Below are 21,425 nucleotides of genomic sequence, written 5' to 3' on the forward strand. Positions count from 1 at the left end.
TGATAATGTTTAATGATAGAATTATAATCTTTTAAGTATTAACAAAAATAACATAGGCGATCAAATGATCGCCTATGTTATTTTCTACTTTTCCTAATCTTACAAAACCTGAATTGATAGCAGCATTTCATCATTTAGGATTTCACGATTATTTCAGAGTAGAACTATAATAATTCTCAAAACATTTAAATAAAAAACGAGTCGCAGGCAAAGCTGACAACTCGTCTTTAGCTTTTATTATTCTATTATAACCTGATGACTTTCAGTAACGCCATCTATATTTATTTTCAGGACATGTATTCCTTTTTTGAGGCCGCTTACATTTATAGAAGCGGTATTGTTTACCACACTCACACTTCTTTTTTCCTGTCCATTCAAGTCATACAATATTGCCGTTATAGGAACCTGCGGGCTTGGTGTTATCGTTTCGTCAAACAATGAGATATTAATGATGTGGCTCGATGGATTGGGGTAAATTTGGTAAAAAGAAGTATTTTCTACCGCATTTGATATTCTAGATGTTCTTGGGCATCCTCCCGAAACTAAAACACGAGCAGTAGCAATTCCGCACGGAGTATTTGCCTCAACTTTTAATAATCCCCCACTACAGCCGAAATTCACTGTTCTAATTCCTCCCGTCTCGGAACTAGATAACAATGTTGACTCACCTTTGTAAATTTTAAAATAACTTCCGGAATTACCAGTTATAATTACATCTAATTGCCCATAAGGACCTGGTCCATTATAGCTTACTGCAATTGGGGTTCCAACAGTAATAATTTTTGTTAGAGTTTTATTACCACAATTGTCATTCCCTAAATTAAGACTTAACGTAACTTTGCCAGTTAAATATACTGATGTCCGATTTAATACAACCGTATTTGTATTACTTCCGGTAAGGGTTACCAAATTTGATCCTTCGGTAATTGTCCAATTATAGGAAGAGCTGAGATTAGGTACAGAATAAACTTCGCTGGCACATAATGTTTCGTTTCCTGTAATTGCAAAATCAGAACACATGTAGGAACAGTTTACTAAACTTGGAATCAGGGCTGGGTTACTCAATGCCTCTAACTCTGATGCAAGCCAGTTTCCATTTCTAGCATTAAAATTGATATGTCCTGAATTACTGGCAGAAGGATTGCTTTTATTAAAATCAGTCACAAAATTTTGAAATGGAGTATTTTTCGGAGCAGCAGGAGGAATTGCTCCCGCATATGGTTTTCTGAAATCACTATCATTAAGTGTAACCAAACCTTTTCCAATATCAAGTGCGCTCGCCGTGGGAATAAAGCTAAAAGAATTTGAAACTATTCCGTCCAGAACTAAATCACTGGTGGAGGTTTGCTGCCTGCCTCCTCCGTAAATATCATAGGGAAGAATATTGCTTGGCTGAGCAGCGTTTTTTTCAGAAACTGTAATAGATACCGGAATAAACCATAAAACTTTTTTCTTATATTTTATACTACCGTGATATATGTTTTTATTGTCATTTAATACAGTCATGTATTTAGACTGAAAATTAATTTCCCATTTAGAATTGCCTGGTAATAAACCAACACTTACAATATCAGGACGTGATAAAAAAGTCCCATAAACTCCATCTAGTATACCTATATAATTTGACAACGCAGTATTGCTTCCCGCAGTCTTAATATAACTCATAATATTCCCGTTATCAGGCTGAAGGACTCCGCATTCACTTCCGTTTGCTATGGCAATATTTCTAATTGGCTTGCCTGGGTAACCTTGAGGATATCCCATGGCAGTCAGTTCCTGCTGCCAGAGATCATGAATTCCATTTTTTATTTCATACTTTCTATTCATCCAATTCACCATCATCTGTCTTGCCGCTGGAGCATCTGATGCTGAAAAAACAGTCAAAGGAGTTACATAATCAATTTCATTAAGATCAGTATTGTTACCATTATTACTGTTTATAAGGTCGATAATTCCATTTGCCAGATTTGAAATAACAGGAATATCAGATTCACCAGTAATCATAGCAATTGGTGAGCTTACATATATATTACGAATATGTCTCATAGCATACTGCACGCTTAAGGGAGTATTAGCGCCCAGATGCGGTGCATCATGCGAAATGTACATTTTAGTATCATGATTAAAGTTTCTGTTCAGCTCTATATCGCGAAGTGCATACCTTGCTATTAATCCGCCCATACTCTGGCCGATAATTACATTTGGAGTTGTGCTTCCTATTACCGCTTTTCTGGCATTGACATACTTAATAACCTCTTCAAGGACATATGCATTTTTTTGAATAAAATCGACCCCATTGTTCCAATTAACATAAATTATATCATATGAGCTGAGAGCAGATGGTAAGCCTGAACCAGAGTAAGTATATTTATTAATAAACTGCAGCCTGGTGTTTAGTCCTTCCTCTTGTTCGGGGCTTACTATGACACCCAAATCAAAACCTTCTGCAACAATTAGAGGTTTACGTATTTGATGATCGGGACTGGCATAGTTAATATGAAGCACCGCTTTACCGAATTGATTTTTGTACGGAGTAGTTGCTGTAATAGGGATTTTATCATCAGCTTTATCATAATTAGTTTGAGTCGATGCCGTTTTTAAATAAGGGCCAATTGGTGCTTCACAGTTAATGCACTCTCCAACAATTGGATTACCTATCTTTACTTTGGAGTGTCCATTTAGAATCTGTCCATTGGTAAGGGTTAATTTGTATCTCCATGTATAATAGCCTTCCGCGGAATAATTTACATTGATTAATTGATTATAATTAACTACTTGATAACCTTGATTATTCGAAAAATCAATTTGAATATTTTGAATTCCGGCGCTGTTATTGGATAGAAAAAGATTCGAAGGCAGCTTTACTTTTAGATTTAGCTCATTCTGCGTATTTACTGCCGGCGATATAGCAAATACTTGTTTTTGGATGTAAGGATTCTGCCATACACCGCTGGTAAATTTATCGGAAAACTGATTGTTCGTATAATTTAGTTTAGATGGATATGCATTTTCATCAAATTTACTGTAATTAAAAAACAGTCCGCTTAATATCATTACTCCGGGCTCACGCTGTGAGTACCATCTCGTTGAGTATTCCTGCATCGATATGAATCCAGATGAACTTTGGGTGACCCTGGACATTAATAGCGTTTTGTAAATATCTGTAATTGTTTGGGAGGTGGTTAATGTAGAATCGCGTAAGACACCATCAAAAGCCAAGAGATTGGTAAAATCCATACCATAATCAAGTAAGATCCCGTTGGGAATCCGCGATTTGTCTAAGTTTTGAAATACCTGGTTGGCAGCGTTTTTGAATTCAGCATTCTGCGTCTGCTGGGCCGAAAGAATATTAAAAAGCAGAATGAATGCACAAAAAGTAATTTTTCTTATCATTTATTTTTTTTTAAAGGTTAATATTTCCAATCAAAACGTCCTTCTCTTATCTCCACTTTTGCACCTTTATCATTTACAGCATCAAACCAAAAACTGCCTGCGATAATTGATTTTGAGATATCTAAATGTGTTATTTTCAATTCACCGGTCACTATTTCATTAGTATAAAATAACTGACTCTCTGCTGAACTATAAACTCCTAATGCTCCAGTTAGTTCAGGTGCTATAGTAAATGTTTTATTCAATTTATAAACCTCTCCTTCTTTTACTTCAATTTTTCTGAGCATTAGTACAACCATTTCATTTTTTCCATTGCGATAATCTGCGAAATTCATAACGAAATATTGTTCTCCCCCTTCAATCTGATAAAAACAATTTACTGAAGGATTAATACCGCTTTGATGCGGCAGGAATACTTTTCCATTAATTAGACATCCTACAGTGTTTGCGCCAGTATTTGTTATTGGCGGCAGTTTTTCTTTTTCGGATATAATATTACCGTCCTTGTCACAAGAACAAAAGAGAAATAAAATTATAAATAATGATAATATTTTTCTCATAGTTTTAATTTTTTAGTAAAGATGTAATATTTTTTTAAATATAAGATAAAGTTTACATTGATTTTCATAATTAATTGTTTTTAAAACAAATATGATTTTTAAAGTTACAAAAATCTAAATATCATACCTCTTTTTTATCTTTTGGAGTTGTTTGTAATGGATAGCAAGCCAATTCTCTTAAATCTTCCAGAAAAATTTATAAAAACTTGTTCTTTAAAAGTCACAAAAATCAAAATCCCATTTCGTTAGAAATGGGATTTTTTTATGTTTTTAAAATCTGTAAAAACAAATTGGATTATTGAGGCGTAGCACTACTACTCTTTTTTCCAGAAGATCTGCTGCTATTGTTTTCAGCAGGTTTTGGTGTAGTTGTTTCACCTGTTCCTGGCACCGATTGTGTTTTTTTAGGCTGTGGTGCTTCTACTGGTTTGTTAGAACTTGCGGTTCTTGTTGTCGGAGTTTTTTCATTACTCGCTTCTCTGGGACTTTGATGTTGCGCACTTTGCGGCGTTTGACTTTCAGTTTTTTCTCCTGTTTGTGCATTTACTGCAAAAGAAGCTCCAATTAGGAATGAGGTAATAATAATTTTTTTCATAATAAAGATTTTTAAGTTAAATAAATGTGTGTAAAAAAACAATGTAATTCACTAAAAACTAAACAGTTAATAATCAACAAGAAACAAAGAGAAAAAGGAAATTAAAAGCTTATTTTCTACATCGATCCTTTTTTTGTGCTCCAATTAACTTAGAGGACATAATTGTGTATATCCAAGACTAAGCACATATTTAACGAGTTTTTTAACCAAAATACCAATGAAAATTCCGCCAGGAATATAGGAGGTAACAAATTCCATTATTTTATCAATGATCTCAGAAGCAGTTGAATCTGGAGAAAGAAATCCACAAAGAAAAGTTCTTAATTTTTGCCATAAGCTGGAGCCTGCCAGCGAGATAGAGAAGCTTGCATTTCTTACTTGTTTTAAGCTCTCCAGATTCGAATAGTAGAGTTGTGCAGTAGCATGGCTGGCCTGCTGATACATTTGAGCCAGGCCTTCTTTTACTTCCTCTAAGGTCGGAGTCGGTTCATTGTCAACATCATCCAACAGTTCGTTTTTAATAATACTGTAATTAAGTGGTTCGAGATCTAAATTTTGTAAATACATAATTTTAAATTTTATAGTAATGCCTACTCTATACTACCCTTTTCGGCTGCCTGGTAATTCAATTAAATTGATATTCCAAAACTACTTTACCAAGCAATTTTATTACTTAGGTAAATACCTAAACCAGCTGTAGTTTTTTGCCTAAAAATTGATTTTCAGCGTAATACAGCTTATTCAAGAGAAAATTGCTATTTTAGCTTACAAATTGATTAATAGGGGTAAAATCTTATAAATTAGGGTTTTACCCTAGCGGCTTAATTTGAGGAATTTTAAAATTTGAATAAATAAATTATTAACCCTTAAATAACTTTAATCATGAAAAAATGTACTCTAATTTTAATGGTTGCTTTAACCACTGCTTCCTGTAAAAAAGAAAAAGAAGACAGCACGACTGTAAACACCGAAACTCAGGCAGACAATGCTACTCCCTTGACTGATTGCTTAACTTTAGAAGGCTATTATAAGTCGAAAAATATTGACGAGAAAACTGAATGGTTAAAAAAGTACGGTGATAGTGTTTGTGAATGCACAATGGAAGAGTCTATTCTAGTAGATCATAGAGTTAAAGGGAGTATAAAAGAGCAAAAACAAAGATATGTTCGCAAATGGGGGGATATTAAAAGTATAATTGGTTCACATGGATATGATGTCTACGTTAATATAGATTACAAGGGAGATACAATTACCGGATTGACATTGGTAGACAGATACATTTCTGATGATGAAACTTTTCGTTTTTCCCCGGTTTTATTTAAAACTCTGGCAAAAAAATACGCCAAAGATGATAATTCAGAGTTTCACTTTAGCTTTGCCAAGTTAGATCAAAAATCTAGTGGGTCTTTACAACCGGTTGTTGTTATTCAAGTAGTTACAGACCCAAGCGCTACAAATTCTTTCGAAGGAAACCCCTATTATGATTATTCGACTGATCCTAAAGTGATTCCGACTGATAATGTACCTTTGTAAATAAATACAATTGAATATATTTGATATCATAAATCCAATAAAAGCATGCGTTGTAATAACGCTGCTTTTTGGTTTATGGAATCTTCGCTGTAAAATTAAAATGCACCGCTATCTGCTTTCCATTCTATTTGTAGTTTTTATTACAGAACTGGTAAACTCTATTTTAGTATATAATAATAAGTCCATTCGAATACCATTTAATATCAGTATCGTTTTTCATGATATTTTGTGGATACTGGCGCTTAAAGAAAACATAAGCAGTAAAAAAATGGCCAATATTATACTATGCATTTTTGCACTATTTTCTATTATTAATTTTATAGTTATCGAAATAGTTAATACTTATAACTATTACACTTTTGTTTTTGGTGCGCTGTTTTATGTCATACTGTTTATTTATGAAAGCTACAGGAAGTTAAGAGAAGAGAATTTAATGTATTTCTTATCCAATAATTATTTATTGCTGTTTGCACCGGTATATTTCTTTTTTGGTATGGGATTACTGTTGGGGTTTAAACCGTTGGAGATTACAGGAAAAATTTTATTTGGTCAGGTTACACTATATGTTTTCATTGTTAATATAGTTTGTATAGCCTATTATTCTTTAATTAATATCTACATCTACAGAGAAAAAAATAACTACAAATGAATCAAGTCGTAATAGGAATAATAATCGCCTTTCTTTTCATTGGTTTAATACTATTTTTTTGTGTTATTCTAATTCGTCTTTATTTTGATAAGATAAAAAAATACACAGAAATGCTGCATGAGAAAGATCTCAATTTTCAAAAAGCTATTACTCAAACTGTAATTGAAACTCAAGAGCAGGTATTGAATAATATTTCACAGGAACTTCATGATGATGCCGGACAGCAGTTAACATACATCAATTTTCAAATAGAAAACATGAAGCTGGATTCTCCCGAACTGGAAGAAATATTAGGACCAATATCACAATCACTAGGGAATTTATCACAATCCATACGAAGCATCAGTCATGCCCTAAACAGCCAATTGTTATTACAGCAAGATGTTATAAAAGCCATAATCACAGAAATAAAGAGACTTCAAAAAAATGACAAAATTGAGATTGTTTACTCTTTTGAAGAAATTGAGGTGAAGAAATTTAATGATAATGAAAAAATAATCATTTATCGCATTTTTCAAGAATGCATCAACAATGTTTTTAGACATGCCAAAGCTTCTAAAATAAGTATTTCTATAACAACCAGCCCCGATTTTAAAATGATAATTGCAGATAACGGCAAAGGATTTGATTCTGCCGAGAAACAAGGCAAATTATCTTTAGGATTGAATAACATGGCAAACAGAGCCGATAATATAGACTATCATTTAGCTGTAAAAAGTCACATAGGATCAGGCACAGAAATTACACTTTCAGAAAATAAAAAAAACTAAAAGTATGGAACAGACTACTATTTGTATAATCGACGATCATGCTATTGTAAGACAGGGACTAAAAGAACTGTTACATAAAATGGGCAACTACAAAGTAATTCATGAGTTTGATAATGGTGACGATTTCTTGCAGGCTTTGCCAATAAACACCTCTCCACATATTTACATTCTGGATTATTCCATGCCTAATATGAATGGCATTGAAGTATTGCAGGCACTAGAAAAAAAAGAGGAAGAGTACAAAGTATTACTGTTGACACAACATCTTGATGAGCAAATAATTGATGCAGCTTATCATCATGGCGCCAGAGGTTTTTTGCATAAAAATTGTACAGCACACGATTTGAAATTTGCTATTGACAATATTATTAAAATAGGATATAACAACGTTTCTGAAATTCTTAAACGCGTTCGTAATTATGATGGCAATGATGAGAAAAGAGGTAATATTGTTTTAACGCAGCGTGAATTTGATTTCTTAAAATTAGTTTGTGACGAAAGGGAATTAACTTATGAGCAAATGGCAGAAATTATGAACCTCTCCATAAAATCTATTGAAGTTTACAGAGCAGCTTTATTTGATAAATATAATATCAAATCAAAAGTAGGACTTGTGTTATTTTCTTTTAAACATCGATTGACTGAACCTTTTTTGTAATCAGAACAACGATTATTTGTTAGTCTTTAATGCTATAAAGAATATTTTCGAAATCAGATTTCACCTTATTTTTATTCGATTCTGATGTCCAAGAAATAAATCTATAAAAAGCTTTGCTTGTTTCTGCAATACCAATAAAGTAATATAAGGTTTTCTTTTTTTGTTTATCGAAAATAGTCACATCTGTTTCGATAAAGTTTACATCTCCTTTCTTAAAAAACTCTGATTTAGAAACTTCTCTTTTTTCTTCATCTATCAAAAAATCTTTCAAGATCTCGTCACGATAATCGGTCGCAGAGTATGTATAAGGTATATTATTAGTTTTTTTATTGTCTACAATTACATAACCATGAACATCATTTTTCTCGCTTTTATATTCTATTGATGAATCTGGACTTATGCCTGATGTTTTGCTTAAATAAGGTGGTAAACTTATATTAAATGTAAAACCCGCTGTATAAGGAACTAGCTCTAAATCTTCTTTTTTAAGTTCTTGTTCTGTAATTTCCACAAATAAATCATTAGATTTTATTACTTCATTGTTAATGAACATAACAACCCTTGGAAGTTTTATTCGTCCTGTTTTTAAAGCCTTATAAATAAATGAAACCTCTGTGCTTCCCGGGTTTGAAATTTTACGGGGATTACTTATTATCTCGAAATTTTGGTTTTCTAGTTTAAGGGAATCTATCTCCTTTTGTATGTTATAGGTAACTTTTATTTCTTCTTCTGCACTAAATTTTAATTTTGAGATTTCAACTTTTATTTCTTGCGCCGTTACTTTATAGGAATGGAACATTATAGAAAAAAGTACCGGAAATAATATTTTAAATTTCATGTTTAGTCTTTTATACTGTATAATATCTTTTGAAAATCTGTTTTTAATTGATCTTTATTTTTGGCAAGTGTTTTTATAATTAAACTGTACAACACTGTTTTAGTTTCAGCAGACCCGATAAAATAATAATAATTTTCGTTTGTTTCGGTATCGACATAAGTCAGATTTGTTTCTGTAAAATTTATATCATTCACTTTAGAAGATTTGACTTGAGACACAGTCTTTTTTTTCAAATCTTTTGCATAGCCATTAACAATATCGTTATGAAAAGTGAGAAGCGAACTTAATTTTCTTCCTGATAACGTAATATCTTCTTTTTTTACTAATATGACAAAAGCCATGATATCTTTTGCAGTATTTCTAAAACAAATTACTGCATCACGACTTGATACATTTACTCGTTCAAGATAGGCAGGCGCACTAATTTTAAAAACATTTCGGGCAGTATATTCTTTATAAGAATCTTCGGGTTTCTTTTTTGCAGTTACTTCCTTATCTGTCAATAACGTACCTGCAATGTTTAAAAAGAGCTTTTCTGGTTTTAAAATCTTTCCGTCTAAATACATTTCTAATTGTGGCAAATCTATTTTTCCTGCTCTGCGAGGTTCTAAAATAAAACTATATGTTTTCTCATATTTACTTTCACCATTCTTATACATTTGAGAAACAGTTGTCGAGGGACCTTCTATAAGTTTGAATTGGCTTTGGTCTAATTCTCCTATATTATCGATATTGCTTTCACTCTTGTAGGTTACTTTTATTTTATCTGTAATATTGTAATCTAATTTGTCTACAATAATCTTCACTTCCTGCCCTATTGAATTTAAAGTTTGCAGCAGTAAAAAAACAAGAGTTATTTTAAAAAATTTCATATTGAAGATTTAAATTATTTGAACGTTTTATTAAAAGTATAAGATCTTTTTTCGTTTTGAAACTCAATTTCTAAATCTATAACAGATTCGGTTTGATCATAAAGCATCACACAATCTTTTACTTTAAAATTCTTGTCGACTGAGGCAAACTCATTAAGAGTCACCATTTTTCCTGAAGCATTAAAAACTTTAATATCCTTATAATTTTTGCCATTTCCAGTATAGGTAAGTTCTGCCATTTTTTTGCCGTCTGGATAAAAAAGTTCCTCAACTCTACCTTGTTCATTATATGTTACTCTCTTTGCTTTCTTTTCTGAACTTGTTTGGTAATAATAAATCAATTCCTTTGCATTTTTTTCATCCCAAGTGTATAATCCTGAAAACTTTATTTTTCCGTTCTCAAAATACTCTGTCGCTTTTCCGTCTTTTTTCCCGCTATAATAATTTATTTCAGAAGCTAAAATTCCGTTTTCAAAATAGGTTTTACAAATTCCTGATAATCTTCCATTCTGTAATATGGATTCTTCCTGTTTTAATTTTCCATTTTCAAAATAAACAAAATGCTTACGGGGCAAGTCGTTTCTTTCATTGCTTATTTCCGGATAATCAGTCTGCTCTTTTAAATTTCCATTTTTATAATACGTTTTCCAACTGCCAGCATTCTGATTGGAAAAAACGCCTCTAACATTTTTAGATTCTACTATCTGGTAATGTTCTATTTTCTCAATCTGCCCGTCAGGGTAATAATAAGTATGTGTACTGTCTTTTAATTGTGGATTTTTAGAAACAAATTTTCCTATAAATTTTAATTTTCCATCCTTATAAAAAATTTTCCATAATCCATCTTTGAAGTTTGCCCTATAACTACCTTGTTCTGCTATGTTTCCGTTGTAATAATGAGATTCAAAATATCCAGAATAATATGTACCAGCATAGTGATATAATTCTTGTATAGAATCTCCAAAAACCTTTTTATAACTTTCTTTTGCAGGATATAAAAGCCTCTCAATTCTTAGTTTACCCGCTTTATCGTATTCTTTTTGAAGCCAGCTATTATCTTTTGGATTTTCATATCCATGTATATCTTGTTTCTTTCTTATACCTGATTCGTAAAAATCTGTTTCAGAAATTCTATTATGGTTTTTATACACCTCTCTTATTCTAATGCTTTCATCATCTCGAATTACTTCATAAACACCGTCTCCTTTTTCATTTAAGTCTTTTGTAATAACCACCTTTCCATTTTCATCGTATTTCCTGATATAATTTGTACGACCTCCTTTATCATAGTATTTTTGAATCTTTTCCAAATCTCCATTTTCATAATATTCTTTGTAAGTACCGTTTCTTTCACCATTTAAATATTTTCCTTCAGATTGCTTTCTACCATTTTCATAAAACGACAGCCATTCTCCGTCTAATTTATTATCTATATAACTAGAAATCACTTTTACCTGTCCCTTATTATAATATTCTTTTCGCTGACCATTGTATTTTCCTTTCAAAAAATTTATTTCTTCATAGATATTTCCGTTAGAATAAAATCTTTGCCACAACCCGGTTTGCAGTCCTTCTGCATCCAAATTACCTTTTTCAGTTCCTCCGTTATATTTTCTCTCAACAAATTTTGTTTGAGAAAACGAAATATTAACTGTTATGATTAAAATTAAAATATATCTTAAATGCATTATTTGATTGAAGTTTAAAAATTAGGTGAATAGGAATTTTGTTTCTTGACTAAAGAAATTATTAATCAACAAAATATTCGATTTTTCGTTTCATTACGGCCGAAATTTCGCTTTTAGGATCATTTACCCTTATCTTACATTCAATCCAATTATCATATTGATCATATTCATACTCGTAATATTTATCTAAATAGAGTTGTTTAACTCTAACCAACTCTTCATCTTTTGGTTCAACATGTAATAAACTAGCAGTCAAATCACCTTGTTTATTATATTTTCTGGTATAATTATGCACATTTGACAAATAATATTCATCAGGATATTTCTTAAAGAGAGATTCTGTTTCTACAAATCCATTGCGTTCGTTATAACTGTATTTAACAGATCCTATTTCTTCTTTTACATCTCCTTTGACAGTAAAAACGGTATATTTTATTAATCTTTCTTTTGCATCATAGTCAAATAGAATTTCAGCTTTTAAAGTTTTTATTTGAAATCTGAAATACTTGGTAATAAAATCTAAAGAAAAATCTCTCTGCATTTTTATTTTTTTCAAAAGACCTTTTTCATTGTATTCAAAATGCCATTTGTCTTTTAAGTTTTTATCATCAAGATCTTGATTTTCATTTCCCTCTAATTTTATATTTGGGGTAATTGTTCTATAAAATACGGCATCTGTAATATTCTTTTCATCTTCATCGTAGTTCAAACCATAAATTTCGTGCACTGCGTCCTTAAGCGCCGGATGGTTTTTTCGATAATGACTATTATCAGGGTATATACTGTAAAATCTCTGATCTAACATAGGTGGAAATTCCTGACGGCCAGAAAGTGCTTTTTTATAAACTAAATCATACTCATTGTAAGTGTAAAAGGTTAAATCTTCTAACTTCATAGGTTCTAATACCATCAGACTGTCATTGTATGTACCTAATAATGATTGTGTCATTAATCCGTCTCTATTGTACTCTACAAAAGCATTTTCAACAGTTCCTTTTGGCGTAGCAATTCTATTAGCACTATTGTATTTATTGCCAGGATCTACATAGCGAACATCTAAGTGATATGATTTAACAGGACCTTTTAGATTTTCGGCTGTTAAATCAGAAGCAAGTATATTTTTGGTGCTATTATTTTTTTTGGTTTGAGAAAAACATTGGAAAGTAAAAAATTGAAAAGTAAAAATAAGTACAAGTAAAGTATTTTTTTTATTCATGTTTGGTAAATATCTAACAATAAGCTTTTTTGAAATCTTTTGACAGTTTGTATTTCTTTATTAAAATGTTATATAACTATTCATTCTTACAGAAAAGTTTGCATTTTATTTTTCAGCTAATATAAATTTATTATTTAATTCTAAAGCTTATTACTAAATTTATAATTAACAAATTATTATGAATGAAATCATTTCTTCACCAAATTAACGTTTTTAACATATAAGCCATAAGATGTACAAACCACTTCTAAAATTGAATATAAAAGTTGTCCAGCTATCTCATTTCAACAACATCCTCTCAGTAATTAATTTATTTGAGGAAGTCTCAATTCCGGTAACTTCGGCGTACTTTACATTTGGCAGCCAAAAAGAACCTCCTTCAATGCGTACGAATATTTTTTCTACCTGTATTCTTTTCTGATTTACACTTACAAAAACATGGTATTTTTGATCTGAATCTATTTTTTTCAGGGTTAAAGGCAGCTTTTTATACGATACAAATTTAAGTTCAAACTCCTCATTATTTACCGTTTTACTTTCTAGACCGTATGCAAATTTACGCTGCATATAATTTAAATCTTTTGTTTCTCCTTTCTCAGCATATCGAATCCAATAGGCTTTTATAGGATTGCTTTTGTTTATTTTTCCATTTTCTTCGTAGTTTATGGCATAAATAGCAGTGTTAATATTGGGATCTCGCTGAATATAAAATAGCATATTGTCTATATTCTTGGGTGTTGGAAAATTTAATGGCGATGGATTTTTGGATTGTGCCAATAGATCTCCAGAAATCATATTTACTAAGATCGTTATAACGATTAGTGATTTTGTAAAATATTTAAATGATAATTTATTCATATCGAAATTTTTATACTCTAATTTGATTCGATTGCATTCTTTTTTTTGCTCACCTTAAAAACCCAATATTTAATCAGCGGATAATTAAATCCATAGGAAACAAAGCTATCCGTGATTAATCTTCCGATTCTATAATCGATTTGAAATACTTTTTGAAAAACAAGTGTACCAAATGATTTTAAGGAAATGCTTCCCAATACAACCAGCGCAAATCTAAAAAGCTGACTATTAATGGGACTGCTGTAACCAGATTGATTTTTAAATACCCAAAATCTATTGATGCTGAAATTGATAATAGCACCAACGGTTCCGGAGATTAGAATAGATAAAGTAAAATGTAATTTAAATACTTCTGTTAATAGAATCATTAAGCCATAATCAGTAATACCGCCTACAAATGCCGCTACTTGTGCTTGTAGAAAAGTGAGAATCGCTTTTTTCCTGAACATATCAGTCTTGGATTTTATCTCTTAAATCACCCAGCTTTAGAAGTTTTAAACTATCTATACTGTTAATTATAAGCAATATAATAGAAATCAAGCCAGCCGAATATGTAATTGATCCCTGAAATAAAACTTCTGCAATTAAAATTAAAGCAATTATAAATCTAAGTTCTGTTGGGCCTACAAAGCCGGAATCTATACTGTATTCGTTTGTAATTTTGTAACGTAACTGACTGATGATGACAGACCAGCCATACAATGCAACAAAAGCAAAGGCTAATACTTGTGTGCCATTTTCGGCATAAATGTAGTAGCCAAAGCCTATAAGTACAATACCAATCCAATCGGCAATAATATCGAGTGCAAAACCATACCAGCGACGCGGAATATTTCTGTAATAAGCCAATCTTCCGTCTAAAGAATCGCCTAGCCAGTTTATAGTCAACCCGAAAATGCCCAAAAGCAAATACCAATTTGTTACATAAGCACCTAAAACAAAAGCTAAGAAAACTAATCCAGAACCAAGCGTACCAATTAAAGTGAGTACGTTTGGCGAAATGAATTTAGGCACTTTTGGAAGCAAAAATACAATCGTTAAGTGTTCTGCTTTTTTTAAAATATTAGTTCGCTTACGGTCTGAAAATGTTCTTTGTGCAATTGCACTATGCTCTTCAATCTGTATTTCTTTTCCCATTAATAGCGCAATATTTGTAAGCCTGACAATATAGCCAGTTCCAGTTTTATCATTTTTAATTTTACTCTTCTTTGCGTATTTTTAAAAAAATCGGTGGTTCTTTTTAGCTTACCTGATCTAACCAGATAACTAAATGCGATAATAAACAGCATAATTATTTAACAATACCCGCAAAACGTTGATAGAAAACCGTTGGACTGTTCTCATTTTTAGGAGCATATTTTCCTGCTATAATCGGGATATAAATAACCCTTCTTCTACTCTCTTCGCCACGAATAGAGGATTCTGCCACTCTGTGCCACAAACGGCCATCGTGAATGGTTAAATCTCCAGCTTCCGGAATAATGGATACTTCCTCTGGATCAGGTTTATTGTCTAAAAAGTATTTTTTTCGGAAAAGCATTTGGTAAATGCTTTGCTTATGAGTACCCGGAATAATTTTAAGGCCTCCGTTTTCGGGCTTTAAAGTGCTTAAGTGAATGCCTACATTTAGCATTGGGTTTAATTTTGCGCCATAAAAAATATCTCTCAAACCATCTGTATGCCAGCCCATTTTAGTAAACTTACTTTCCGGTCCATTGATATAATGATTGAAAACCATTCCGTCTTTTTCTTCAGTGCCTAATCTTGCGCCCTCGCCTGCCAATGGCAATAAACCATTAAATCTCGGATCAAGTAAAAGACCGCTTAAGGTTTGATGATGTTGATTGATAAAAGCAAAACGTTGTACGATTGGAGCGCCATCTAAATCTTTTCCGTATTTAATAGGAACACCGTTTACTTTTTGAAGATCGTTTTCAATCCAATTTTGCTCTACTTGTTTAGAGGCATCAATGATGGATGAAACAGTTTCCGGATTTATAAATTTTTTGAAATGGATGAAGCCATATTCGTTAAAAAATTCAATTTGCTCATTAGTTAATTGCTCAGTAAGGGTAAAGGTTTTATAAGAAGATACCATAATAATATAGATTTAATAAATGAAATAATAGTGTTTGTAATTTTATCCAAAAGATTATAACAACAGCAACAACAAAACATTAGCATGTTGGCGTGCATTCGGTTTTCAGATAAATTAAGTCTATTTTCTCTTTTATTTGACATACTCTATAGAATTAGTAGAATTTAATACAAACTTAATATAATTTTTCTTTTACAAAGAATATTTTTTTTATTTTTTTTGAAAAAAATTAAATTTTATAAATTCCGGCAGCCATTTTTTCGATAAAACCCTTTGGCAGTATACGGTTGGCATAAACCGAAATCATATTGGTAAAACCCGGAATAGCCTCTGATTTTTTATTGAACATGGCTTTTACTGCCATTTTTGCAACTTCATCTGGCTGCATATTAAACTTTTCGGCCATTTTGCTAAAAGCGTCTAAACCAGCTCTTGAAGCAAAACCAGTATCAACCGGCCCGGGACTAAAACAGGTTACTGAAATTGAAGTTTGGGCCAATTCGAAACGCAAGGCACGCGTAAATGATAAAACAAAAGCTTTTGTAGCCGAATAAACCGCCAGTGTAGGTACAGCTTGGTATGCCGCAGTACTTGATATGTTTAAAATGCAGGCTTGTTTTTCTTGCGAAAGTATGGGTATTAATAAATGGCAAAGTTCCACCACTACATTCATGTTAAGCTGCATCATGCCAAGCTGATCATTTAGAGAAGACTTGCTAAAATCGCCCCAAACGCCAAAACCCGCATTGTTAACTAAAATGCCAACTGGATAGTTATTCATTTCTATCCAGTTGGTTACTTTTAGTGATGCATCATTTATCGAAAGATCAATCGATAAAAAATAAGCGTTGATGCCGTATTTAACTTTAAGATCATCAGATAAGACTTTTAATTCCTCGTCGCTTCTTGCAACAAGCAATAACGGATAACCTTGTTTAGCCAATTCATAAGCAATAGATTTTCCAATTCCTTTACTGGCGCCGGTTATTAAGGCATACGGTTTCGTTTTTACGCTCATTTTATTAATTTAATCCTCAAATATAAAGATTAATTGTAAACCTTTAGATGTATCTAAATCATTGATTTATAGTTTTTTTACTTATTTCTTTAATGTCATTGAGACAATTCTGTTTCTGTATGCAGTCCACAAACCCAATTATTATTTTGTTTAATCCAGGTAGAAGTACAAACACATTTCATAGATTGATTTTGTTTGTTATCTCCTGTTCCAAATTCTATTGAGTATCCTATTATTCCCGTATTTTCGGTAATTACCTTTGCTTCTACATTAGAAATGCCCAAAACTTTTATTTTTTTACCATCGCCAGACTCAAACATCTTTTTAAATTTAGATTCGTCTATACTTTGCACTCCATTTTTGCCAGCAATTATACAAGGAAACAACGTAAGGTTTTTGACCGTTTCGTAATCGTGATTTTCTATTCCTTGCCAATATTTTTTTTCCAGTTCAATAATTTGCGTTTCCATAATCATCTTTTAATTTATTAAACAGTTTACAGGAATTTCATAGAAAGTATTATTTATCGTCAAATTCCCTGCGATTGTAAAAATTGTCGTCATCACTATAATACGCAGAGTCAGGATCATTTTCAGGATAATAAGACTTCATGACTTTTCTCTCATAATCTCTGTCAAAATTTTGCTGTCTATTATATCGATTTGTGTTTCTAAAGGTATCATATCCTATACTGTTGGCCATTACAATTTTTGTGTCTTTATTAATACTAACTGATCCAATAGGTATAATAATATGACTGTCGCCATCTTTATAGATAAACTCCCTTCCATTATCATTTGCTATAACATCATGCAATTCATTTCGATTGTCCTCAATTAATTCTTTAGCGACTTTTACATCCAGGTACACAACACGCTTCATATCCTTATTGACCCAAAGATTATCAATTGTACCAATAGTATGATTATCAGCATCTACTATTTTCCATCCTCTTACATCAGAATAATTTGATGCGATCTTATAATCAGATAGTTCGTCTAATCTATATAAATTTTTATCTTTATTTTCCATAATTTCTTTTTTAATAAATAGATATTCGTTTTTCAGCCCGGCTTAACTTTAGTGTCTGCCAGCTAATGTTCTATTGCGCACTTGTTGTGTTTTCGATTTCTACACTGTTTTCGCTGTGAACTTCATGATCTACAAAAAAAATGTAGTATATAAGTGCTGCTATAACCAGTAATAATGCAATCCATGGCCATACCGGCTTTTTTTTCTCAATTTTAATTTCTGCCATAACTTCTCTATTTTGATTTTTTATAATAGTTTTAATACACTATTAAAGGTACAAACGAGAAGAGACTGTAAAGTATTTAATTTCAGGAGGATGTTACAAAATTCCCAGTAAGTTTAGATAAAGGTTATCTCCGTTACAGCAGTAATCTTGATTTCTGTTTTCTAAACTGATAAACTGAACCCGCAATAAAAAGCACCAATAAAATTAGAAGTGTGTTCCCAATTACAGGATCTTTAATGTCTTTTGCCAGCGGATGTCCTAGCGGAACTCTGGTAAAAGTTTCATTAACGGTTGGAACCAGAGACAGGAAAAAGCTAAAAGACAGCCAGAAGTTTTCAAAATAACGTGCTCTAGCGCTGTTTTTTCTTTTTGAATTCAAAAAATAAGCCGCTAAAACCAGCACAATTATAAAAATAGAAAAGACGTGGCCGGGATTAAATCCGCCGTGTTTAGAGATTCCTAATGAGGTTAACGATGTAACGATAGTTCCGTAAAAATATATTTTACCAGATAATGTGTTCAAATTAATTTTACCGTATTTGATAAAATCTACAACTGCCGCCACAATTGCGGCAATACCAATGATGGTGTGAAAAATTCCTAAACTTGATAATCCCATTTTTTATGTTTTAAATTTGTTTGAAAATACACCACAAACTTCGCATAGATCAAGAGAAATGTTTTTGTCAAATAGTCCAATTATTTGGCAATTTGGTTCACAAAAAAACATCCTTACGATAAATCATAAGGATGCTTAAAAACTTTTAAAAAAGTATTTTATAATTACTGATTGTTGTTCAATTTCTGTCGGTAGTTGGTTGGACTAACCTTGTATTTACTGGTAAAGCTTTTGGTGAAATTGGCCAGATCATTAAATCCGCAGTCAAAAGCTATTTCGGTAATACGCTGATCAGAAACCTGAAGCAATTCAGCAGCTTTCTCCAGTTTTTTAGCTTTAATATAATTGGCCGGCGTATCGTGATAAAGTTTTGAAAATTCGCGTTTAAACGATGACACACTTAAGTTATTCTGCTGTGCCAGCTCTTCGATAGTGAGCTGCGAAAATAAATTTGCTTCAATTATTTGTTTAAAAGTATAAGACGCAGGAGAAAAAAGCTGTGATAAAATGAGTTGTACCGATTCTGAATTTTGAGTTTGAGACAGCAGAAGTATAATTTCTTTTACTTTTAAAACCAAAATGTCTTCGTTGATCAATGACGGATTTTCGAAATAAAACAATAATCCTTCGATATATTTTTGAATTAAAAAATCATTGTTTATTTTTTGACTTGATTTATTCGAAATTACATTGTTAGGTTTCTGAAACAGTAATGGAAGCTCCCTGTCGTATATCTTTTTTAATATTTCCGGATAAAACGTCACAATCACAATTTCGCAATTACTGTTTGTCTTTGAATTGTGAATTTGTTTTCCAGAATTTATACAATTCAGTAACAACGAATAGTTAGCGGAAACGTTTATCTGCTGATCATCAATTTGATAATCTACTTCTCCTTCTTTCACATACAAAAAACAAGCCTGTTCCGTTACTGGAAAATCAAATTTAAAAGGCGCTGTTAATTCAATTTTCTGAATCAATGTTTTGCCGTATAAATCATGTTTTTTATAGTTGTTTACCATAACTTTTTATTTGTCTTTTTTACTCCTCATTAAAAATAATCCAAGATGAGCAAATCTACGTATATTCTAATAAAACCAATAATCATGGAAACAGCAGCTTTACTTTCGAATAAAATACTGCATAAACTTGCAGACAGCTATTGGCGTTTTTCTACCTTAGCAGAACTTACAGATAATGTGTCTTCTTATTTAAATACATTACAACCATTTCTGGGAAATATCTCTTTTAAAATAAATGAAGCAAAAATATTAGAAGCTTTAATCCAGCTGGATAATGATGGTTACATTTATTTAAATCCAAATAACGACGAAAGTTCCATAACTATAAAAGGTCTGATTAAATTAGATAACAAAATCCTTTATAATTAAATATCAAAATCCCATTTCTAACGGAATGGGATTTTGATATTATATCGATAATTTACTCTGTTATTGAAACAATCTCATACGGTTCCTTGATTTTCTCCACTCCCCTTTCTCGTATTAACTCTACTGCGTCGAGCATTTTAATTAAATGAATATAATTTGTCGTAAAGTCATTGTCTCGATCTCCGGTATAAGGAGACAATGAAAGCTCCAAAATTAGACATAGAAAGATTTCAAATTCTTCCAGTGTTGTTTCTTTAAATGCGTTTTGAAACACAATAAAAGGATTATCGTATTCTTGCTTGGTTAACGACGAAAGATGAAAAACCGTTTCAGAACGCAAAGACGCTTTCACTTTCCATTTTTTGCTTTTCTTTTTTAAGCAATAACAAATTTTGAGAAAAGAGCTGAAAGCGGTATACAAAACAAAAACATCCGAAGGGTTTTCCTGTTTGTAAACTTTTGTTTTACTGCTGTAAATTACCGTTTCGGTTAAATGTTGTTTATAATAATCAAGATGTGCGAAGGTAAAAAAGGCATCAATTGCCGTAAATGGATTTCCTGTTACAAAGCTTGCCCAAAAGCCAGTGTCGAACGATATTTTATTCTTTTTCATACTCAATGATATTTAAAAATTACGTAGCGAAATTCTTATATTTTAAAAAGATAATCTATACAGAAACCGGATATAATATTCTGACAAAAGAAATATTTTATGGGATATTTTTTTATCTTTGAAACTCAGGATTTTTAGCCCAAATGGCTTTATCTTTGAGCCTTTAGAAAAATTGATATTCGTTATGGAGCAGAAAATACATCAGGGTAGAAACGTAAAACGTTTTAGAGAAATGCTTAACATTAAGCAGGAAGCATTGGCTTATGATCTGGGCGAAGACTGGAACCAAAAGAAAATTTCTATGCTCGAGCAGAAAGATGTAATTGAAGAAAATCTGCTGAAACAAATCTCTGCCGTATTAAAAATTCCTGTTGAAGCTTTTCAGAATTTTGATGAAGAACAAGCGATTAATATTATATCTAATTCATTTGACAATGGTTCAATTGGTTATCAAAAGAATGATACTTGTACATTTAATCCTATTGATAAAATTGTACAATTATATGATGAAAAGATTGCTTTGTACGAGCGCATGTTGAAGGAGAAAGATGAAATGATGGCGAGGCTTGAGAAATTGATTGGGAAATAGATACCTGTAGGAACATTTCTACTGGTTTTATCCTTCTTGCTTTATATAGCAAGATATTTATTTAAATTAGTAAAATAAATCATATTCAATATCGTGAAGCTAGTTTCTTTTATTTTACAACTTTCAGTTTGAGATCTTTAAAAAACCACTGTATGAAAAAAACAACTAAAAACTATTTAATTTTTGCAGCAGTCTACACTTTACTACTG

The 21,425-nt window shown here is 31.7% G+C and carries 25 protein-coding genes; 6 read left to right on the forward strand and 19 right to left on the reverse strand.

Annotated elements, in window-relative coordinates; translation table 11 throughout:
* Positions 1-237: 237 nt before the first annotated feature.
* The 4 genes from AC1RRQ_RS11055 to AC1RRQ_RS11070 all read right to left on the reverse strand — a co-directional run bounded on the left by AC1RRQ_RS11055 (position 238) and on the right by AC1RRQ_RS11070 (position 5,115).
* The gene (locus AC1RRQ_RS11055; protein ID WP_493023079.1) at positions 238-3,393 is read right to left on the reverse strand and encodes a T9SS type A sorting domain-containing protein; all 3,156 of its coding nucleotides are present in this window, start codon (positions 3,391-3,393) and stop codon (positions 238-240) included.
* A 17-nt stretch (positions 3,394-3,410) separates the two neighbouring features.
* Positions 3,411-3,953 (reverse strand): Riean_0653 family protein, encoded by a 543-nt coding sequence (locus AC1RRQ_RS11060; RefSeq protein WP_493023080.1) that lies wholly within the window; start codon positions 3,951-3,953, stop codon positions 3,411-3,413.
* A 295-nt stretch (positions 3,954-4,248) separates the two neighbouring features.
* Positions 4,249-4,548, reverse strand: a complete 300-nt coding sequence (locus tag AC1RRQ_RS11065; RefSeq protein WP_493023081.1) for a hypothetical protein — start codon at positions 4,546-4,548, stop codon at positions 4,249-4,251.
* A 144-nt stretch (positions 4,549-4,692) separates the two neighbouring features.
* Positions 4,693-5,115, reverse strand: coding sequence for a hypothetical protein (locus tag AC1RRQ_RS11070; protein ID WP_493023082.1), 423 nt, complete (start codon positions 5,113-5,115; stop codon positions 4,693-4,695).
* 315 nt (positions 5,116-5,430) lie between these two features.
* On the opposite strand from AC1RRQ_RS11070, the gene AC1RRQ_RS11075 reads away from it, so the two are divergent.
* The 4 genes from AC1RRQ_RS11075 to AC1RRQ_RS11090 all read left to right on the forward strand — a co-directional run bounded on the left by AC1RRQ_RS11075 (position 5,431) and on the right by AC1RRQ_RS11090 (position 8,158).
* The gene (locus AC1RRQ_RS11075; RefSeq protein ID WP_493023083.1) at positions 5,431-6,081 is read left to right on the forward strand and encodes a hypothetical protein; all 651 of its coding nucleotides are present in this window, start codon (positions 5,431-5,433) and stop codon (positions 6,079-6,081) included.
* 10 nt (positions 6,082-6,091) lie between these two features.
* Entirely contained in the window at positions 6,092-6,730 is a 639-nt protein-coding gene (locus AC1RRQ_RS11080) for a hypothetical protein (protein WP_493023084.1), read from the forward strand.
* A gap of 110 nt (positions 6,731-6,840) precedes the next feature.
* Positions 6,841-7,500, forward strand: a complete 660-nt coding sequence (locus tag AC1RRQ_RS11085) for a sensor histidine kinase (RefSeq protein WP_493023085.1) — start codon at positions 6,841-6,843, stop codon at positions 7,498-7,500.
* A gap of 4 nt (positions 7,501-7,504) precedes the next feature.
* A complete protein-coding gene (locus tag AC1RRQ_RS11090; RefSeq protein WP_493023086.1) occupies positions 7,505-8,158 on the forward strand; it encodes a response regulator in 654 nt (217 codons plus the stop codon).
* A 19-nt stretch (positions 8,159-8,177) separates the two neighbouring features.
* Here the strand turns inward: AC1RRQ_RS11090 and AC1RRQ_RS11095 are convergent, their stop codons facing one another.
* The 14 genes from AC1RRQ_RS11095 to AC1RRQ_RS11160 form a co-directional block, all read right to left on the reverse strand.
* Positions 8,178-8,996, reverse strand: a complete 819-nt coding sequence (locus AC1RRQ_RS11095; protein ID WP_493023087.1) for a hypothetical protein — start codon at positions 8,994-8,996, stop codon at positions 8,178-8,180.
* Positions 8,997-8,998: 2 nt separating this feature from the next.
* Positions 8,999-9,868 (reverse strand): BatD family protein, encoded by an 870-nt coding sequence (locus AC1RRQ_RS11100; protein WP_493023088.1) that lies wholly within the window; start codon positions 9,866-9,868, stop codon positions 8,999-9,001.
* A gap of 14 nt (positions 9,869-9,882) precedes the next feature.
* Positions 9,883-11,556 carry a toxin-antitoxin system YwqK family antitoxin gene (locus AC1RRQ_RS11105; RefSeq protein WP_493023089.1) on the reverse strand — a complete coding sequence of 558 codons (1,674 nt, stop codon included), beginning with the start codon at positions 11,554-11,556 and terminating at the stop codon, positions 9,883-9,885.
* A 61-nt stretch (positions 11,557-11,617) separates the two neighbouring features.
* Positions 11,618-12,772, reverse strand: a complete 1,155-nt coding sequence (locus AC1RRQ_RS11110) for a hypothetical protein (RefSeq protein ID WP_493023090.1) — start codon at positions 12,770-12,772, stop codon at positions 11,618-11,620.
* A 279-nt stretch (positions 12,773-13,051) separates the two neighbouring features.
* Entirely contained in the window at positions 13,052-13,630 is a 579-nt protein-coding gene (locus tag AC1RRQ_RS11115) for a DUF4833 domain-containing protein (RefSeq protein ID WP_493023091.1), read from the reverse strand.
* A gap of 17 nt (positions 13,631-13,647) precedes the next feature.
* Positions 13,648-14,079, reverse strand: coding sequence for a GtrA family protein (locus tag AC1RRQ_RS11120; protein WP_493023092.1), 432 nt, complete (start codon positions 14,077-14,079; stop codon positions 13,648-13,650).
* Between the two features lies 1 nt (position 14,080).
* The gene (locus AC1RRQ_RS11125) at positions 14,081-14,767 is read right to left on the reverse strand and encodes a CDP-alcohol phosphatidyltransferase family protein (RefSeq protein ID WP_493023093.1); all 687 of its coding nucleotides are present in this window, start codon (positions 14,765-14,767) and stop codon (positions 14,081-14,083) included.
* 154 nt (positions 14,768-14,921) lie between these two features.
* Positions 14,922-15,728 carry a phytanoyl-CoA dioxygenase family protein gene (locus AC1RRQ_RS11130; protein WP_493023094.1) on the reverse strand — a complete coding sequence of 269 codons (807 nt, stop codon included), beginning with the start codon at positions 15,726-15,728 and terminating at the stop codon, positions 14,922-14,924.
* A 229-nt stretch (positions 15,729-15,957) separates the two neighbouring features.
* The gene (locus AC1RRQ_RS11135) at positions 15,958-16,746 is read right to left on the reverse strand and encodes an SDR family NAD(P)-dependent oxidoreductase (protein ID WP_493023095.1); all 789 of its coding nucleotides are present in this window, start codon (positions 16,744-16,746) and stop codon (positions 15,958-15,960) included.
* Positions 16,747-16,841: 95 nt separating this feature from the next.
* A complete protein-coding gene (locus AC1RRQ_RS11140; RefSeq protein ID WP_493023096.1) occupies positions 16,842-17,216 on the reverse strand; it encodes a DUF4440 domain-containing protein in 375 nt (124 codons plus the stop codon).
* Between the two features lie 49 nt (positions 17,217-17,265).
* Positions 17,266-17,778, reverse strand: a complete 513-nt coding sequence (locus AC1RRQ_RS11145) for a PRC-barrel domain-containing protein (RefSeq protein ID WP_493023097.1) — start codon at positions 17,776-17,778, stop codon at positions 17,266-17,268.
* 70 nt (positions 17,779-17,848) lie between these two features.
* The gene (locus AC1RRQ_RS11150) at positions 17,849-18,004 is read right to left on the reverse strand and encodes a hypothetical protein (RefSeq protein ID WP_493023098.1); all 156 of its coding nucleotides are present in this window, start codon (positions 18,002-18,004) and stop codon (positions 17,849-17,851) included.
* A gap of 133 nt (positions 18,005-18,137) precedes the next feature.
* The gene (locus AC1RRQ_RS11155) at positions 18,138-18,623 is read right to left on the reverse strand and encodes a hypothetical protein (RefSeq protein ID WP_493023099.1); all 486 of its coding nucleotides are present in this window, start codon (positions 18,621-18,623) and stop codon (positions 18,138-18,140) included.
* A 164-nt stretch (positions 18,624-18,787) separates the two neighbouring features.
* Positions 18,788-19,645, reverse strand: coding sequence for an AraC family transcriptional regulator (locus AC1RRQ_RS11160; protein WP_493023101.1), 858 nt, complete (start codon positions 19,643-19,645; stop codon positions 18,788-18,790).
* A gap of 45 nt (positions 19,646-19,690) precedes the next feature.
* Between AC1RRQ_RS11160 and AC1RRQ_RS11165 the strand changes: the two genes are divergently transcribed.
* A complete protein-coding gene (locus AC1RRQ_RS11165; protein ID WP_493023102.1) occupies positions 19,691-20,014 on the forward strand; it encodes a hypothetical protein in 324 nt (107 codons plus the stop codon).
* 52 nt (positions 20,015-20,066) lie between these two features.
* On the opposite strand, the gene AC1RRQ_RS11170 is transcribed toward AC1RRQ_RS11165, so the two are convergent.
* On the reverse strand, positions 20,067-20,627 hold the full coding sequence (locus AC1RRQ_RS11170; RefSeq protein WP_493023103.1) for a hypothetical protein: 561 nt from the start codon (positions 20,625-20,627) through the stop codon (positions 20,067-20,069).
* A 184-nt stretch (positions 20,628-20,811) separates the two neighbouring features.
* Here AC1RRQ_RS11170 and AC1RRQ_RS11175 point away from each other — a divergent pair, with 184 nt between their 5' ends.
* Positions 20,812-21,216 (forward strand): helix-turn-helix domain-containing protein, encoded by a 405-nt coding sequence (locus AC1RRQ_RS11175; protein ID WP_493023104.1) that lies wholly within the window; start codon positions 20,812-20,814, stop codon positions 21,214-21,216.
* Positions 21,217-21,425: the final 209 nt, after the last annotated feature.

The sequence above is a fragment of the Flavobacterium sp. GW821-FHT12A05 genome (assembly GCF_058807735.1).

Coding starts and splice junctions, on each gene's coding strand:
- AC1RRQ_RS11130 (WP_493023094.1), bottom strand. CDS start 15,728: ATGGTATCTTCTTATAAAACCTTTACCCTTACTGAGCAATTAACTAAT.
- AC1RRQ_RS11165 (WP_493023102.1), top strand. CDS start 19,691: ATGAGCAAATCTACGTATATTCTAATAAAACCAATAATCATGGAAACA.
- AC1RRQ_RS11140 (WP_493023096.1), bottom strand. CDS start 17,216: ATGGAAACGCAAATTATTGAACTGGAAAAAAAATATTGGCAAGGAATA.
- AC1RRQ_RS11125 (WP_493023093.1), bottom strand. CDS start 14,767: ATGGGAAAAGAAATACAGATTGAAGAGCATAGTGCAATTGCACAAAGA.
- AC1RRQ_RS11095 (WP_493023087.1), bottom strand. CDS start 8,996: ATGAAATTTAAAATATTATTTCCGGTACTTTTTTCTATAATGTTCCAT.
- AC1RRQ_RS11085 (WP_493023085.1), top strand. CDS start 6,841: ATGCTGCATGAGAAAGATCTCAATTTTCAAAAAGCTATTACTCAAACT.
- AC1RRQ_RS11055 (WP_493023079.1), bottom strand. CDS start 3,393: ATGATAAGAAAAATTACTTTTTGTGCATTCATTCTGCTTTTTAATATT.
- AC1RRQ_RS11065 (WP_493023081.1), bottom strand. CDS start 4,548: ATGAAAAAAATTATTATTACCTCATTCCTAATTGGAGCTTCTTTTGCA.
- AC1RRQ_RS11105 (WP_493023089.1), bottom strand. CDS start 11,556: ATGCATTTAAGATATATTTTAATTTTAATCATAACAGTTAATATTTCG.
- AC1RRQ_RS11110 (WP_493023090.1), bottom strand. CDS start 12,772: ATGAATAAAAAAAATACTTTACTTGTACTTATTTTTACTTTTCAATTT.
- AC1RRQ_RS11135 (WP_493023095.1), bottom strand. CDS start 16,746: ATGAGCGTAAAAACGAAACCGTATGCCTTAATAACCGGCGCCAGTAAA.
- AC1RRQ_RS11155 (WP_493023099.1), bottom strand. CDS start 18,623: ATGGGATTATCAAGTTTAGGAATTTTTCACACCATCATTGGTATTGCC.
- AC1RRQ_RS11100 (WP_493023088.1), bottom strand. CDS start 9,868: ATGAAATTTTTTAAAATAACTCTTGTTTTTTTACTGCTGCAAACTTTA.
- AC1RRQ_RS11150 (WP_493023098.1), bottom strand. CDS start 18,004: ATGGCAGAAATTAAAATTGAGAAAAAAAAGCCGGTATGGCCATGGATT.
- AC1RRQ_RS11145 (WP_493023097.1), bottom strand. CDS start 17,778: ATGGAAAATAAAGATAAAAATTTATATAGATTAGACGAACTATCTGAT.
- AC1RRQ_RS11115 (WP_493023091.1), bottom strand. CDS start 13,630: ATGAATAAATTATCATTTAAATATTTTACAAAATCACTAATCGTTATA.
- AC1RRQ_RS11090 (WP_493023086.1), top strand. CDS start 7,505: ATGGAACAGACTACTATTTGTATAATCGACGATCATGCTATTGTAAGA.
- AC1RRQ_RS11060 (WP_493023080.1), bottom strand. CDS start 3,953: ATGAGAAAAATATTATCATTATTTATAATTTTATTTCTCTTTTGTTCT.
- AC1RRQ_RS11120 (WP_493023092.1), bottom strand. CDS start 14,079: ATGTTCAGGAAAAAAGCGATTCTCACTTTTCTACAAGCACAAGTAGCG.
- AC1RRQ_RS11170 (WP_493023103.1), bottom strand. CDS start 20,627: ATGAAAAAGAATAAAATATCGTTCGACACTGGCTTTTGGGCAAGCTTT.
- AC1RRQ_RS11070 (WP_493023082.1), bottom strand. CDS start 5,115: ATGTATTTACAAAATTTAGATCTCGAACCACTTAATTACAGTATTATT.
- AC1RRQ_RS11175 (WP_493023104.1), top strand. CDS start 20,812: ATGGAGCAGAAAATACATCAGGGTAGAAACGTAAAACGTTTTAGAGAA.
- AC1RRQ_RS11160 (WP_493023101.1), bottom strand. CDS start 19,645: ATGGTAAACAACTATAAAAAACATGATTTATACGGCAAAACATTGATT.
- AC1RRQ_RS11075 (WP_493023083.1), top strand. CDS start 5,431: ATGAAAAAATGTACTCTAATTTTAATGGTTGCTTTAACCACTGCTTCC.